Annotated in this window: 16 protein-coding genes; 13 read left to right on the top strand and 3 right to left on the bottom strand. The window is 39.3% G+C overall.

Features of this window, described 5'->3' with window-relative positions:
* The first annotated feature begins 76 nt into the window (after positions 1 to 76).
* From DWX33_RS20510 to DWX33_RS22655, 9 genes are all read left to right on the top strand, one after another.
* A complete protein-coding gene (locus DWX33_RS20510; RefSeq protein ID WP_005868858.1) occupies positions 77 to 979 on the top strand; it encodes a glycosyltransferase family 2 protein in 903 nt (300 codons plus the stop codon).
* On the top strand, positions 966 to 2,066 hold the full coding sequence (locus tag DWX33_RS20505) for a glycosyltransferase family 4 protein (protein ID WP_005868860.1): 1,101 nt from the start codon (positions 966 to 968) through the stop codon (positions 2,064 to 2,066). The genes DWX33_RS20510 and DWX33_RS20505 overlap by 14 nt, the downstream gene beginning before the upstream one ends.
* Positions 2,063 to 3,151: an EpsG family protein gene (locus DWX33_RS20500; RefSeq protein ID WP_005868861.1), complete on the top strand. Its 1,089-nt coding sequence runs from the start codon at positions 2,063 to 2,065 to the stop codon at positions 3,149 to 3,151. Before DWX33_RS20505 ends, DWX33_RS20500 begins: the two co-directional genes overlap by 4 nt.
* A gap of 27 nt (positions 3,152 to 3,178) precedes the next feature.
* A complete protein-coding gene (locus tag DWX33_RS20495; protein WP_005868862.1) occupies positions 3,179 to 4,093 on the top strand; it encodes a glycosyltransferase family 2 protein in 915 nt (304 codons plus the stop codon).
* Positions 4,074 to 4,652: an acyltransferase gene (locus DWX33_RS20490; RefSeq protein WP_005868863.1), complete on the top strand. Its 579-nt coding sequence runs from the start codon at positions 4,074 to 4,076 to the stop codon at positions 4,650 to 4,652. The genes DWX33_RS20495 and DWX33_RS20490 overlap by 20 nt, the downstream gene beginning before the upstream one ends.
* The gene (locus DWX33_RS20485; protein WP_005868864.1) at positions 4,649 to 5,785 is read left to right on the top strand and encodes a glycosyltransferase family 4 protein; all 1,137 of its coding nucleotides are present in this window, start codon (positions 4,649 to 4,651) and stop codon (positions 5,783 to 5,785) included. The genes DWX33_RS20490 and DWX33_RS20485 overlap by 4 nt, the downstream gene beginning before the upstream one ends.
* A gap of 5 nt (positions 5,786 to 5,790) precedes the next feature.
* Positions 5,791 to 7,131 carry a sugar phosphate nucleotidyltransferase gene (locus tag DWX33_RS20480; protein WP_005868865.1) on the top strand — a complete coding sequence of 447 codons (1,341 nt, stop codon included), beginning with the start codon at positions 5,791 to 5,793 and terminating at the stop codon, positions 7,129 to 7,131.
* 355 nt (positions 7,132 to 7,486) lie between these two features.
* The gene (locus DWX33_RS20470; protein WP_005868866.1) at positions 7,487 to 8,134 is read left to right on the top strand and encodes a hypothetical protein; all 648 of its coding nucleotides are present in this window, start codon (positions 7,487 to 7,489) and stop codon (positions 8,132 to 8,134) included.
* A 611-nt stretch (positions 8,135 to 8,745) separates the two neighbouring features.
* Positions 8,746 to 8,901, top strand: a complete 156-nt coding sequence (locus tag DWX33_RS22655; RefSeq protein WP_005868867.1) for a hypothetical protein — start codon at positions 8,746 to 8,748, stop codon at positions 8,899 to 8,901.
* 44 nt (positions 8,902 to 8,945) lie between these two features.
* On the opposite strand, the gene DWX33_RS20460 is transcribed toward DWX33_RS22655, so the two are convergent.
* Genes DWX33_RS20460 through mobC form a run of 3 tightly spaced genes read right to left on the bottom strand, consistent with a single transcriptional unit; the run spans position 8,946 to position 11,692 of the window.
* Positions 8,946 to 9,929 (bottom strand): hypothetical protein, encoded by a 984-nt coding sequence (locus DWX33_RS20460; RefSeq protein WP_005868869.1) that lies wholly within the window; start codon positions 9,927 to 9,929, stop codon positions 8,946 to 8,948.
* Between the two features lie 27 nt (positions 9,930 to 9,956).
* The gene (locus tag DWX33_RS20455) at positions 9,957 to 11,357 is read right to left on the bottom strand and encodes a relaxase/mobilization nuclease domain-containing protein (protein WP_005868870.1); all 1,401 of its coding nucleotides are present in this window, start codon (positions 11,355 to 11,357) and stop codon (positions 9,957 to 9,959) included.
* Positions 11,354 to 11,692, bottom strand: coding sequence for a plasmid mobilization relaxosome protein MobC (gene mobC, locus DWX33_RS20450; protein WP_008770294.1), 339 nt, complete (start codon positions 11,690 to 11,692; stop codon positions 11,354 to 11,356). The genes DWX33_RS20455 and mobC overlap by 4 nt, the downstream gene beginning before the upstream one ends.
* A 403-nt stretch (positions 11,693 to 12,095) precedes the next feature.
* Between mobC and DWX33_RS20445 the strand changes: the two genes are divergently transcribed.
* The 4 genes from DWX33_RS20445 to DWX33_RS20430 all read left to right on the top strand — a co-directional run bounded on the left by DWX33_RS20445 (position 12,096) and on the right by DWX33_RS20430 (position 15,942).
* On the top strand, positions 12,096 to 12,794 hold the full coding sequence (locus tag DWX33_RS20445) for a ParA family protein (protein ID WP_005868872.1): 699 nt from the start codon (positions 12,096 to 12,098) through the stop codon (positions 12,792 to 12,794).
* A 4-nt stretch (positions 12,795 to 12,798) separates the two neighbouring features.
* A complete protein-coding gene (locus DWX33_RS20440; protein ID WP_005868873.1) occupies positions 12,799 to 13,281 on the top strand; it encodes a DUF3408 domain-containing protein in 483 nt (160 codons plus the stop codon).
* 692 nt (positions 13,282 to 13,973) lie between these two features.
* On the top strand, positions 13,974 to 15,104 hold the full coding sequence (locus tag DWX33_RS20435) for a hypothetical protein (RefSeq protein WP_005868874.1): 1,131 nt from the start codon (positions 13,974 to 13,976) through the stop codon (positions 15,102 to 15,104).
* Positions 15,105 to 15,348: 244 nt separating this feature from the next.
* Complete coding sequence (locus DWX33_RS20430; RefSeq protein WP_005868875.1) at positions 15,349 to 15,942, top strand: Crp/Fnr family transcriptional regulator; 594 nt, start codon at positions 15,349 to 15,351, stop codon at positions 15,940 to 15,942.
* The last annotated feature ends 54 nt before the right edge of the window (positions 15,943 to 15,996 follow it).

Genomic DNA, 15,996 nt, shown 5'->3' with positions numbered 1-15,996 from the left:
ACTTAAAAAAAATATTTTATAATAGTGTTGCGGAATTAAGGCTTAACTCTTGATTCATATTATTCATAAACGCCTTATGCAAAAAGGGATAAGCATTATTTTGCCCACACTTAATCGGGCTGATTATCTGGCAAGTACAGTTGATTGCTTAATAGAGCAAGATTTTGGGGAGCCGTATGAAATAATTATTGTAGACCAATCGGCAGCCATTGACAGTACTATGTATAGTCGTGCAAAAGATAGTGATACATTGATTAAGTACTATCATGTGACTGAATTTAGAGGGCTACCTGAAGCTCGTAATTTCGGTGTGCAACACACACAATACGCCTACATCCTATTTCTAGATGATGATATCGAGTGTGACTGCAACCTGCTCAAAGAGCATTACAAGTTCTTGTCACAACCTGATATCGCAGTAGTGGCAGGGGGAATTACAGAAAAATATAAGAATAATCCCAAATCGAAAAATGTAGGCAAGTTCCATTTCTATACGGCAACTCCAGAACGGGGATTCCACATTAATCATAAAGAATATGTAGATCATGGCGGAGGTGGAAATTATAGCATAAAAAAAGACATATTTTTAGAAGTTGGTGGTGTTGATGAATATTTGAATTATGGAGCTGCTCTATATGAAGAAACCGAAATATGTTTACGAGTAAAGGAACTTGGATACAAAGTTTTTTTTAATTATGATGCTCATGTATGGCACTTGGCTGCTGATACAGGCGGTTGCAGGGTTCTGGATATCAATCGCTATATTGCTTCATTAGTACATAACCGGGCTTTATTGATTAGCCGTCATCTCAAATGGTATCATAGGCCGACTGCTTACATCTATTTGTTGCGTCTTGTTGCATCATACGCTTTTACTTACCGCAATCCCGGACTGTTTAGACTTTTTGCAAAAACTTATAAAGAAGGTTATAAAAAAGGAAAACTAACTCCTAAATATACTCATTATGCAAACATCTAACAAACACATTTTTATTGTAACCTATGATTATCCACCAAGTAATGGTGGTATTGCAAGGCTTTGTTTTGAACTGAAAAAATATTTAGAGAAAAAAGGACTGAATGTTACAGTCATTTGTCCCCAAAGTACTTCTACCGATGCAGAGGAGGATAATAATGTGGTGAGATTGCATGGAAGAAGAGGAATATTGGAGTTGCGTACATTGAAGTATTTACGCAAAAAAACTGTTCCCGGTGATATTGTAATTACCGGGAATTATCATCCAGAGGGAATGCTGTCTCTATTGTCAAACAGAGAAACCTATATATTGGCACATGGAGCCGAATATCTTGCCGGAAAGAGTTTTTTCCGACGCTGTATTTGGCCTACTTATCGACGTTTTATACTAAGAAACGCCTCTTGCGTGATTGCTAACAGTCATTATACAGAGACATTAGTAAAACATTGTTCTCCAAATGCTAAAACAATCGCTATTCCGTTAGCGGTTGATGCAATTCATTTTCGCCCTACTTGTGAAAAATATAAGGATGGCTTGCTACACCTCTGTTCTATTTCTCGATTGGAAAAATTTAAAGGACATGATTTTATTATCCGGACGATAGCTTCTTTACCGGCAAAGTATAAGCAACAAGTGCGATTGCATCTCGGAGGTAAAGGAAAATATAAGAGTGCACTTGAGCGGATGGTTACCGATTTAGGATTGTCAGATATTGTATCATTTGAAGGTTTCATTGATGATAATAAACTTTGCGATTTCTATTCAGCCTCGCATATATTCATTCTCTGTACACGTGAAGAAGCGGATAATAGGAATGTAGAAGGATACGGGCTTGTTTTTGCCGAAGCGCAAGCTTGTGGAACCGCCGTTATAGGTACTCGTACAGGTGGCATTCCCGATGCTGTCGAGGAGAATAATGGCGGTTGGTTGATACATCAGGACGCCCACGAAGAATTGGAGAATTTACTCATTAAGTTAATCGACGATAAATCTCTTGCTATAAATGAAGGTCGTAATGCACGTCGGCGCATAGAAGCTAAAATTACGTGGGAACATTATGTGGACCAAATTTGTGATGTCATTTTATGAGTATTAGTCTATATATAGCCTTATATTACAACTTGTTGCTGCTATTAGTTGTTTACATCGCTATTCAACCGGTCAGGGCAGAAACAGTAAGACAGCCTTATATCAACAACCAGATATTTAGCCTTGCTTTACTCTTGATTGTATATGTTCATGTAACTTTCCGACCGACCGATTATCACTACTTTGGAGATACTTCAGCTTATGCCATGGCTTTCCAAAAGAAAGCCTTCTATGGTACGGTTGCTATAAGAGATAGAGATATTGGTTTTGAGTATCTTACCTATTGGCTTTCACAACTCGTCAATTTAAAAGGGTATTGGTTTGTTCTTTGCTCATTATATATATTGCCTGTTTTCTTTGCTTTAAAGAAACGATTCAAACAACAATATGCTGTAGCACTAGTGTTGTTCGTTTGTTCTTTGAGTTTTTGGGGATACGGAGTAAATGGACTGCGTAACGGAATAGCTACATCGTTAGTTATCTTCTCTTTTCTTGTTCCAAACAACGATATTAAACGAATTCCTGTTTGGATTATAGCATGTCTTTTCCATCAATCCGTCATGTTGCCAATTGGCTGTTTCTTGCTGACCCGACTTTCAAATAATCCCAAACACTACTTATACTTATGGGGAACGTTTTTCCTGCTTATGCTTGTTGCACGTGATTCTTTCTCCACTTTGTTGACAAACATTCCTTGGTTTGAACAGGATAAAAGGATGTCTGAATATTTGAATATGTCTTATAAAGGCATGGAGCAAATGTTCTCTAATATTGGATTTCGCTGGGACTTCATTATTTATAGTTTGATACCCATTATCGCAGGAGTGAAATATATCTATACATATTGCTACGAAGACAAATTGTTTATCCGTTTATTTAATACTTATATAGCAAGTAATGCGTTCTGGCTATTGACCATTCATGTACCGTATAATAACAGATTTGCTTATCTATCTTGGTTTCTTTATCCTATAGTATTGATATATCCCTTGCTAAAAGATAACTTAATAAATAACCAGGGAGAACGAATAAAATGGATTATTCTATGTTATTATATGTTCACTTATGTAATGTGGATAAAATAAAATACAAAACAATAGAAAAAGATTTTTATGAAAGATTTAGTTACTGTATTTACACCGGTATATAATAGGAAGAATTTAATTGGAAATCTATATCAGAGTTTGTTGTCTCAAACCTATAAAAATTTTGAATGGATTATTGTTGACGATGGGAGCACTGATGATATTGATGAAATTATAAAATCTTATCAAAATGAAGATCGTATATTAATTCGTTTCATCAAACAAGAGAATGGTGGAAAACATAGAGCAATCAACAATGGCGTATTACATGCAAAAGGAGAATTATTTTATATTGTAGATAGTGATGACTATTTAACAAAAGACTCTATAGAACGAATAGTTTTTCATTATCAATATATAAAGAATAATGATAAATTTGCTGGAGTTTGTGGTATGAAATGCTTTCCAGATGGTTCTCGTATAGGGAAAGAGGTTACATGGAAAATTTTAAAAGATTCTTGGATTAACTATTGGATTATAAAAAATATAAAAGGGGATGTTGCGTTTGTTTTTAAAACATCAGTCCTGAGAAATTATTTATTTGACGATATACCCGGAGAAAAATTTTGTGCAGAAAGTTTGGTTCTAAACCGTATTGGAAAAAATTACCTTATGTTATTTTTTAATGAAAAAATATACATCGCAGAGTATTTATCAGACGGTTTATCTGTTTCATCAATCAAAAACAGAATGAATTCACCTAATTATGCCATGAGAATTTATTCAGAAATGGCATCACTAGATATTCCATATTTAAAAAAAATAAAAGCTCATATAAATTACTGGCGTTTTGCTCCTTGCTCTAAATTGAAAATGAAAAATAAAATAAAACAAATAGGAATTTCTAGTTATATTATTTTTATGCCTATTGGCTATTTGTTTCATATGAAAGATAAAAAAAACAATTATATAGATATTAGACATGTCGGATCTAAGCGGTAGAACTTTATTTAAACGGATTAAACCATTAATTAAGGTATTCGTTATAGTAGATTCATATCTTCCTAGGAAACTTAATAATTTTTTATTTGTAAGTTTAAGAGGTATTGGAGGAAAAGTTGGTATTGTGATTAGATACATATTGGTGAAAAATCTAGCAAAAAAATGCGGTGATAATGTTGTAATTAAAGAAAATGTATATATATCTAACATAGAGAAACTAGAACTGGGAGATAATATCAGTATTCATCCGATGTGTTATTTTGAATGTAGCGGAGGATTGATGATCGGAAATAATGTGTCTATTGCCCATTCAAGTTCAATACTAACAAGTACTCACACTTATTCTGATTTTAATTTACCTATTAAATATAATGAAATCCTAAAAAAAACGGTAGTTATCCATGATGATGTATGGATTGGTTGTGGAGTGAGGATTTTATGTGGAGTTCACATTGATACAAGATGTATAATAGGCGCAAATAGTTTGGTTAATAAAAGTGTTGACTCATTCTCTATTTATGGGGGAGTTCCTGCAAAAAAAATAAAATCTTTTCAATGAAAAAAAAGAAATTATTCAAAATAACAAATTCAGCTTATTTTCAAGTCCGGCAACTTCAAGGTCAATTGAATTATTTTTCCGCATATTTCGATGTCATTGCCGTTGCCCCTAAAGGAGAAGGTTGGGAGGAATTACAGAAGCAACAGGCACGTTGTATTCCGGTAAAAATGTCAAGAGCCATAAATCCGATTTTCGATTTAATAACTCTTTTCCAATTGGTAAAACTTTTTATCAAAGAGAAGCCGACTATTGTTCACTCGCACACCCCCAAAGCTGGTCTTTTGGGTATGTTAGCAGCATGGATAGCACGTGTGCCGATCCGTATGCACACGGTAACAGGCTTCCCATTGACGACGGCTACGGGCATAAAAAAACAAATTCTTCGTTTTACGGAACGGTTAACTTACGCTTGTGCCACAAATGTATATCCCAATTCACAAAAGATGTGTGATATTATTTGTTCAATGGGGATCGGCAATCCTAAAAAAATGCTTGTTATCGGTAATGGTGGTTCAAATGGAATTGATACGGCATTCTATTCGCGAAATGCTACACAAGATATTAAGATTTCAACTTTCGATTTCACGTTTGGTTTTGTAGGTCGTATATTTTATGAGAAAGGAATCAATGAATTAGTAGCTTCTTTTATTCGATTACAGAAAGATTATCCTAACATAGGATTACGTTTAATCGGCTTTATGGAAGAAAACCTTTATCCGGTTGATGATTGGGTAAAACAAGAGATTAGCACAAATTCTCACATTGAGTTTGTCGGCTTTCAACAAGATGTTCGTCCCTATCTAATGGGGTGTGAGGCTTTTGTTTTTCCCTCCTATCGTGAAGGTTTCCCTAATGTTGTCATGCAAGCTGGGGCCTTGGAATTACCACAAATCGTTACAGATATCAATGGTTGTAATGAAATAATTGTTCAAAACAAAAATGGAATAATTGTTCCACCACAAGACGAACACGCATTGTATAAAGCCATGAAATATTTTTTGGATAATCCTAATGAGGTAAAAAGAATGGCAAAGAATGCAAGGGCAATGATTACATCACGTTACGAACGCAATAAATTTTGGAAATTGATGCTTGAAGAATACTATCGGCAAATTAAAAATCGAATTAAATAACATCTATGCAAATCATACTGTTATCCGGCGGTTCTGGTAAACGCCTATGGCCGCTTTCCAATAATACACGGTCAAAACAATTTATCAAACTGTTGACTGCGCCCGATGGCTCGAAAGAGTCGATGGTGCAGCGGGTGGTACGGCAATTACGAGAAACCGGCATCTGTGATTCGATTACTGTGGCAACAAGCCAGTCACAACGGGATATCATCATCAACCAGCTTGGAGAAGAGATTCCTGTAGTTACGGAACCGGAGCGTCGCGATACATTCCCGGCTATCGCTCTCGCAAGCTCGTATTTGGCCTACAAACGAAAATGTTCCACCGATGAGATTATAATCGTCATGCCTTGCGACCCTTATACCGAAACAGGTTATTTTGAAACGATTCGCAGGATAGCGGATGCAGTGAAAAACAATGTAGCCGAACTAGTATTGATGGGAATTAACCCCACATATCCGTCAGCAAAATACGGATATGTAGTGCCAGTCAATGATGTACAGAACAAAGGAATATTTCAAGTATCACGCTTTACGGAAAAGCCAGATATGATAACTGCCGAGAAACTTATTTCAGAGGGTGCTTTCTGGAACGGAGGCGTATTCGCTTTTCGGTTGGGGTATATGACAGATATTGTAACCCGACACATCAAAACCGACACTTTTTCAGAAATTCGTTCTCGCTATGGGGAATTTCCGAAAATCAGTTTTGACTACGAAGTCGCTGAAAAAGCGCAGTCGGTAGCCGTCGTACCTTTTGCCGGAGAGTGGAAAGACCTTGGTACATGGAATACGTTGACTGATGAACTATCGGAACACACCATGGGCAATGTTGTCATGGATGAAGAATCCGAAAATACCCACGTCATCAACGAACTTGGACTGCCAATCATGTGCATTGGCACACGGAATCTAGTTATCGCAGCATCAAATGATGGAATCCTAATTTCGGACAAAGATAAAAGCGAGAACATCAAAACTTACGCTGACTGCCTACAACATCGGCCAATGTTCGAAGAACGTCGCTGGGGTGAATACAAAGTTGTCGATACCGCCGAGTTTTCCGACGGTTACAAATCACTTACCAAGCAACTGAAAATCAAATCCGGTAAGAGTATCAGCTATCAGGTACACCGCCATCGCGATGAAGTCTGGACGTTTATCGACGGCGAGGGAGAACTGGTACTCGATGATATCAGGTCGGTTATCAGCAGAGGCGATACGATTACAATCAAGAAAGGTGTTAAACATGCAGTCAGGGCTATCTCTGAATTGACGTTCATCGAGGTGCAGTCCGGAAATCTACTTGCAGAAGAAGACATTGAACAATTTGACTATAAATGGTAAAATCCTTCGTTAAAACCTCTGACAAAAGAATGAAGTTGGTTTACAAGAAAGTTATCGAACCTCAATTAGGCAACCTGATATCCATATTGAAAAAGAAATGATAATCTATAGCATTGATTATTATCAACAAGATCAAGATTGTACTCAATGTGGAAAACATTCGGAATGTATTTGCCGGTAAAATGATAAAATATCACTATCCATATGTAAGTAAGTATATATACCGGACACAGGATCTTGCGAAAGTAGCTTCGTTTTCAGATTCTAAACCGCAGAAACAGCATTACGCAAAAATTAATGGGTTGGAAAAACTTATTATAAATACTGGTAATGAACCTTTTCATTGATTTTTCTAATGAAAAAGACCATCCTTCAATACATGACCGATATCTATCAGGAAGATATTCCCAAACATATCCTTCAAGAAAACAAGATACGCCTGAATTCTTTTTTCCTGGAACAGGAATCCGTACAGAAGAAAGGGACTCAGTTTATATTCAGATATGCATTCTACTCCGTTGAGAAACCCCGAAAGATCACGAAGCAGCATCTATTGAAAGAATATGCAGGGGTGCCTTTGGAAAAAAGGAGCGTACAACCGGAACAAATACCCGATATGAAGCAATATAGTGATATAATACTGTATGGAGATGCCAGCTCTCCTGAAGCACAGCAACAGCTGGCGGAATACCTCCAACAACATAATTCATTAAAAGTCCAGTTGTCTTTTTTTGACAAGAGAAATGATTCCACTAGCAAGGATGAACAAGCCATCGCATATGCGGAACTACAGAAGGCGCTATTTTTTTGCCAAAGAAAAAAGATACCTCTCCTGTTCGTTTCCTTAAAAGGGATGATAGACGACATCCGTTTTCTCAATCTGCTGGAGGAGAGCCATGTCGATTTCAGATGTATCGATTTTCCATGGTTCTGCAAGGAGAATCTGCCTCTGATAAAGGCAGTTGTGCTATATGAAAAGTTGGAAATAAGAATAAATGTATAAGATATCAAGCTTACAGATTGGACTTCAATGTTGCAGCATTGAGGTTTATGAGAAACAATTCTAAATATATTTCTGTTTGGCGAAATCTTATTCTAAAAGGAACTCTAAATAAAAGAATCCACCTTCAGATATCTTTCTTCACTTATCCTCAAAGTATATAATCCAAACATAAATATCAGACCTATTTTCCCTATAACTGAGTAATAAAAAGATTATTCCCCAACACCGTAAACAAAGAAATAACAGAAGCACTTTAAAATGGTGTATCTAACTCACTTTTTTAAGGATAATATCCCTGTTACAGTTATCTGTAGCAGGTGATCCTTTCAAATTGGGCATTAGATGCACCCTTTTCCTTATTCCAACAAATGCGCCTCTTGTAACCTCACCAATTCCCAATACATCTTCAAAAACATCTCCAGATACACCTTCAGACTCGGGAAATAGACGAAAGACTTCCAGCAAAAGAAAGGCACATGAATGGCCGTTCATTCGGAACCTCCATTTCTGGATAGCGTTTCTTTGTCCATCCAAAATAATCTCTATCGGGACAGAACAATAAACAAAAGCATAAATATCAGGCAAAATTGTCCCGATAAAAGAATTATAACATGACTATTGAAGATGAAATCCTCCAATACCTGCACTATCATCCTCTATCAAACAGGGTTGAGATAACGCTTGGGATAACCAATCCTCCCAGTGGCAGGATTGTAAAAAGACTACTGGCCGATGCCGTAACCAAAGGAATGATAGAAGTACTCTAACAATAGTAGTGCCACTATTTTATAAGCAGCACTGCAATTGTTCCTTACCCCAGCAAATGCACCTCCTGTAACCTCACCAACCCCAAATACATCTTCAAGAACACCTCCTGATACACCTTCAGATCCGGGAAATAGACGAAAGACTTCCGGGCAAAAGAGAGGCACGTGAATGGCCGTTCATTCGGAACCTCCATTTCCGGATAGCGTTTCTTCGCCTGGTCAACCGCCATCTTGTTCAGTGAAGCCACGAAGTTAGCCTGGCGTATCGGATTCCATTTCGGGGTTTCAAGAATCACCATCCCATCTTTCCGCTCAGGAATAACCAAATATTCATCCTGCACGTTACGGACGTAATAGCACACAAAAGACAAGGCCTCATAGACATTATCCCCTACATGAATACCGATAACCCGTTCTTCAACCGGTGTACCGGCAAAGCATTCCGCAATCTGTTTCATGGCATACCCATGCAACAAGGCAGCATCAGAAGCCAACAGATAAGCCGGTGCGGTACGCTCTCCTCCCTTATCGATGGCAGCAAAGACAGAAGGACTCCAACAGAGATGGATGAGCTTTCCTTTTTCTTTCTCACGAAGGGAAGCGACACATAAACGGTTATCAAAGACCAAACGGGCTTCTTTCGTTTCCGGATGGAACTGGAACACGTTCCGTACCCTGTCCGGCTTATGGATATCCATCATCAGATAGCCCTGCCAACCGGACACGTGCTTTGTCTTCAAGACGGTTTCGCTTTCCTCCACATCGAAAAGATAAGACAAGAGCTTTTCTCGCTTACAACATACGAAGAGAGAAAGCTCGTCCTGTTCTTTCATCTGCTGCATATCCAAGGAAAGAACAAAAGCCAATTGCCAAGGAGTAAGCTCGGAAAAGCCATGTAATTCAATACAAGACAACGCATCCTTCTCCGGTGAGTAAACGACATATCCCCGGCCACCTATCTCATATCTCAACATGAAATCCCCCTGTTCAGTGGGATGATAATTCTGTAAAACGGTCTGATAATTCATAAAGCAAATATATTAAGTTAGTATTCATCATAATGAGAAATCGGGACCACTCTTGCGTTTCCGTTTCTTTTTGGACGGTATGAGATCATCCTCTTGCGACTTCTTCCCGCTGCCGGTAATGTCAAGTTCCGGAATGGCCATAACTCCCCCACCCTGCATATAGAAAGCCTCACGATCCACCCGCTCACGGAACTCCCCTACCCTATCGATATGTGGCGAGAGACCGACAGCCACACCATCGAAATGCTTCTGGATATTCTGATAAGTGAGCTTACGGGAAAGATCCGCACCTTTAAAGACATGAGCATTTTCCACGTTTTCCATATAAAAGGAAATCCCGTATGCGCCTTTGCTGTTTACATGTTCCGTCACACGGATCGATTCTTCCGCCAACCTTTTCTTAAAATCCTCATAGCCTAAAGAAGCGTTCAATGCCTTAAACACATGGTCATAGAGATAATGCTTCTGTTCATCGGCGCTCATGCCCCGGCCATCAAAACGAATATTACCAAAACGATATTTCTGAGGAAGTGAAACGTCCTTCAGGTAAAAGCCTGAATCCTTGATGCCATAGACATAATAGGATTTGTCCTTCTTGGTGACCAGACGCATATACAATCCTTCTTGTTCCAGGTTCCTTCGGAAATCGGATGTACTTTCGGAAAAAGAGTAGATGCGGTCAAGCTGTTGTAACAGTTCATCCTTGAACAAGGGGTTGAAAAAACCTCCTTTTTCCAGCAATGCGAAAAGGTTGTCATAGCTTTCATCCCCCAATAGGACACGCCATTCTTCATTGGCCAATTTTATTTCTTGCAAGGGTTTATTCAAAGACCGGTATGTATCGGATTGTTCCAGGACAGCCGATACCTTATCCTTGTAATTATAACTACGCATGGCTTTCTTCAAGGCCGCATCGAAATAATAGTTACGGTATTGTGCCTCTCCCAACGTGGTTCTCTTGCCTCCTTCCCTTTCCAAAGGCAACAGACCGTACTTCTGCTCCAGTTCCCTTGAGATCTTTTCGGAACGGCTGTAATTATTTCCGGAAGGAATGCTTTTGCCTTCTTCATCAATTGTGGTCAGCAGCACATGCACATGGCTGTGTGCCTTGTCGGTATTTAGGACAACGGCATAACAGGACTTTCCGTACCCCATCCTCTCGATATATTCCCCGGCAAGAGAAAGCCACTGTTCATCGGAAAGGCTTTCTCCCGGATAGAGGCTCAGAATAAATTCCGCATAAGGTAGTTTCACCCGGTCATTCAACTGGGAGATAAGTTTCATGTAGGCTGGCATGGCGGCCAGTTCGTCACCAGTGGAGGTGTAAAGCACTTTTCCGTTTCCTTCCTTGACCTTGGAAAGCTGGTATTCAATTTTCCGGCTCATGGACAGGTGGGATGAGAAAGAAGGTTGTATCTCGGCTATCATAACAATTTCCGGTTAATGGTTTCTACATCCGAAAGGTATTGGTTAATCCGATCCAATGAATACAATATATTTTCATCGGACGGAAGCGTATTGATATGTTTGGCAAGCTGGTTGATATTGGCTCCTATTTTACGAAGTTCATATATCATTTGCACATCGGTTTTCGATATGCTTCTGCCTTTCAAGGCAGACTCTCTGATAAAGGAAGAAAGGGATTTTCCCTCTTCCTTTGAACGTTGAAGAAGCTGTTCTTTCTCGGCTTCCGTCAAGCGGATCTTTATACTTATATCTCGATTCTCTTTCATATATACAGAGTATGTGAGTGTAACGAACATTGGTCGGCAGCTCGGCTGTCGCAAGGTTTTTTGTACCCACAAAAACATACCTTGCATTAGCAAAGATATACAATAATACTCAGCTGTGAAACAAAACCAGACAAAAGTCTTGATTTCTTAATCCAGATTAACCGCTCACTTTGTTACAAAGTAACTACGCACATTGTAACAGGCGAACGGAAAGCCATTAGTTACAAAATACATAATTACTAATTATATTATTACAAAGTATGAACATACATACTTAATTATAAGATTAAGTATGTACATATTTATATTTATATTTATATATGTAATTACTTATACAATTAAGTAAAAAAGTGTATAATAAATTAATTATAAAAGTATGCAATTATTTAATTTATTATTTATATATTTGCGCACATACTTAAAAACGTACATTATGGGACAAATATTACCAGGAGTAGTCGTAGCTTTTGAGAATCCCAAGGGCGGGGTAGGGAAGTCTACGCTGACAGCTTTGTTTGCAGGTTATATTCATTCGCAGTCAAACGAAGAGGGGGGCTTATCCATTGCCGTGGTGGATATCGACGACATGCAGAACACTATCGGAAAATTACGTGAGGACGAAGCCGAGGACGGAATCATGAAAAAGGAAGAAGAATATGAGGTTATCAATATCTCTTCCTCAGAGTTCATCAACCAACTGGATTTCCTTCAGGACAATTACGACATTATACTTGTCGATTTTCCGGGTAACCTGAAACAAAACGGTGTAGTTGAAACGCTGCACTTCGTTGACGTGATCATCATTCCCTTCGAACCGAACCAGACCGATTTAAGACCTACATTGACCTTTTACTATAACATCTATGAAGGGATTATCGAAAGCCGTCGAAAGATTGGTAAAAAGACTACCGTGCGTGGTGTTATGAACCGTGTTCTTCCGAATGTGCTGGAGTTCAAAGAAATTTTGAAAAATAAAAAAACCTTGCCTTTCGAGTTGATGCAAAACTACATCAAGGATTCAAGGGTTGACTATCAACGCAATTTAAGTACGCTGAGTAAAGCGTACCATCATCCCTGTGATGCTTTCTGTGAAGAGGTATTGGAATTAATCTGTAACCATATAGGAGAATAAAGCTATGGCAACCAACAAAGAAAGGACATCATCAGCCGCCATGAGAAAACTCTTGCTGCAAAGCGCCAGTAAGAAAGAGCAGGAAATCCAGCAGATCGGAAGTGTTGCGGAAAGCACTATCCCCCAACCTGCGATTGAGCACCCCATCCATGAAGAGGTGAAAGAATCGGCTCCAGTCAAAGAAACCGTCCAAGAACCTCAGCCGGAACAAATGGAAAAGCCGGAATCCAAACCTTCCGTGCAGTCTTCTCCAAAAACAGAAGAAAGCAAAGTCTGCGGAAAAAAATTCTCGGAATATCTGGAAGAGCGAAAATTAAAGAACACCGAAGTAATCCGGATATCCAGCGAAACCCACAGAAAGCTGAAGCAGATTGCTATGGCCACTGGATTAGGAATGCACAACATCGCAAACAACATTCTTGAAGACATATTGACCAGCCATAACAAGGAGATTCAAGCGATACTGAAGAAGTATATGAGCATCTGATTCTACTTTCGGAAAAATATATACGCCTGTTCGACTGCATCCGTCGGGCAGGCGTTATTTTTGCACACCGTTTTAGTGAAGGCCGGCATTGAACCGGGACACTTTTACACAACTGCGGAAAAATCCCTTTGCCTATTATCCTGGACAATATGTTAAAGAATTCAAACCTCTACTTGTTTCCACCTCAAAATTTTTTCCGAAAGTAAGAATACGGTAACAAAATCATTTCTTCGTTTTATTTAGGTTTTTAGGGATTTAAGTATTTGTGGGACACTTTTACACAACTAATAAGGGAGGTTTTCCGTATAATCAACTATATTATTGCAAGTTAGCACTTACTGGCATCTTCTCGTAACCGGGACACTTCTGCACAACTAACCGACTATTCGGGACACTTCTGCACAACTGAACAGGAAAGTCGGGATACTTTTACACAACTAGAATCTGCATTCGGGACACTTTTACACAACTAAATCAGGAATCCGGGACACTTCTGCACAACTAAACCGGCCATTCGGGACACTTTTACACAACTGGGGGATCGGAAACAGCCGTAGTCGGGACACTTTTACACAACTAAATCAAGAAACAGCACGAAAAAAATGCTTTGGAATCTTCATTTATAGGGAGTTAGATTCACTATCTCCGTAAAAAAACGTATCTTTGCATCAGTAAACAACAAGTGTCCGCCTATGAAGGAAAGTAATACACAAAAAGAGTTGAGCAGAGTCCCCAGGACTCTCAGCGAGTCTTCCAACACGAAAGTATTGGAAGTTCTATTTGATGCAGGCGGCACTGTCATGTCTGACATTATCATTTACGTGGCATCTTCACAAATGAAAGATCTGTTCGGCGACTGCTGGTTCTCCATCAACGATTTTTGTGAGGTCATGGGGTATGAACGAACCAAGTTGCAACGAAAACTGACCGAGAAGCAGCTTGATTTCCTGTTCAGCAACCAACGTCCGGTATATATCACCGAACAGAACGGCCAAAAGATAGAGCATCCGATAGAGAACACCTTTGAAGCGGCGTTATACCGTTTAGGGACATCCAACCTCAGTGTAGCATACGCCATGAACGGCAAGACGCAATATAAGTTCATTCAAATACTGGACCGCTTTGAGATAAAGGATAACTTCGGCACGAAAAAGCGCACCAAGCGGAATTACAACGTGCATCTGAGCAAAGATCTGATGAATACTTTGCTTACCGAATACAATCTGCTGGAACTGAAAGACTACCGTAACCTGCCCAACCGCAAAGGCTACCGCAAGTTTTATCTGAACCTGGCGAAAATGATTTACCTGATCAAGTATAAGATTGACCAAGGACAAGCACCTTATTTCACCGTTACGGTTGACCAACTTGCCAAGGAATTTGATGTAACGGTAAAGGACAACCATGACCGGAAGAAGAAGGTGACCAGCATCTTAAACGGTATCAACAAAAAGCTGGAGAGAACCAAATTCCAATACCAGTACATCAAAGGAAAAGGGGAGAAGTGGCCCTACACCGTACAGTTTTTCTTTGACCAGGAAACATTGGAATATTTCGACGAAAAGATAAAGGCGATACTGACCTCGCAATATCACGATGCGCTTAAATCATGCTTCTTGTTAAACAAGAAAGGCATTCCCGTGAGCAGACATTATCAATATAAGGATTTCTTTAAATTGGGAACCGGCGAATATTATCATGAATTTACCGCATGGCTTTATTCTGAAGAGGACAAGGAGATTAAGGAGAACATCTACCGGGATATCTATATAAAGGTAGTAGGCATTCGTCCAGAAGACCTTGCCGTCAACTTAAATCCCTAAAAGTTGGAACAAAAACCATAAAATAGTATCTTTGCAGCGGATTGTCAGAAAATTGGCAGCCCGCTTTTTACATACGTCCGTCTGTCTAACAAAAGAGTGGCATCTATCGTTAAGGAATTAACAACAACAGGCGCATGCCTGTACCAGTATGAAACTGGTACGGGGCGTGCCTTTGTTGTTGGAACGCCACGTCCATGTTAGAGGGTACGTTTCCGTACCCTTATATAAACATAAAACAAATTCAATGGTTCAAACAATTGCCACCCTGATAGATGAGACGCTCATGGTAATGGGCGCCCATCTTCACGTGCGGATGACAGACGAAGAAAAGGCGTATCTTGATGCTCATTTCGAGCTTATCCATATCAAAAAGGGAGAACACCTCGTCACCAGGGGCGAGGAAGTATGCTACCTCTATTATCTGGAATCCGGCATCGTCCGGTTATGGTTTCCGGACAAAGAGAATAGAGAGATTTCAGCACGGTTTATCCAAGCCAAAGAGTTCATCAATTTTTTCCTTTCACATGAAGAACACCATGCCCACTACAATATCAAGGCATTGGAGCCATGCAAGATCTGGAGATTGCCCAAAAAAGATCTTCATCAGCTATATGAGTTATCCATCAATTTCAACAAGCTGGCCAGAATACATTTGGTAAGATCCATCAACCGCAAAATAATAAGGGAAGAGGAGTTTTACACACTGGATGCCGAAGCGCGTTACAAAGCGCTTTTGGCCAATGAAAAATGGCTGTTACGTTCAATACCCTTAAAAGACATAGCAAGTTATATCGGCATCACGCCACAAGCATTGAGCAACATCCGAAAGCGCATATAAACCAAACCCTATAAGCCGGGCAGGACAGTTTTACACAACTAATCCTATCCGGCT

The organism is Parabacteroides sp. AF19-14 (assembly GCF_003635485.1).
Lineage (GTDB): Bacteria > Bacteroidota > Bacteroidia > Bacteroidales > Tannerellaceae > Parabacteroides > Parabacteroides distasonis.
Note: the sequence above shows the minus strand (reverse complement) of the source record. Positions and strands in the feature narration are given on the sequence as shown.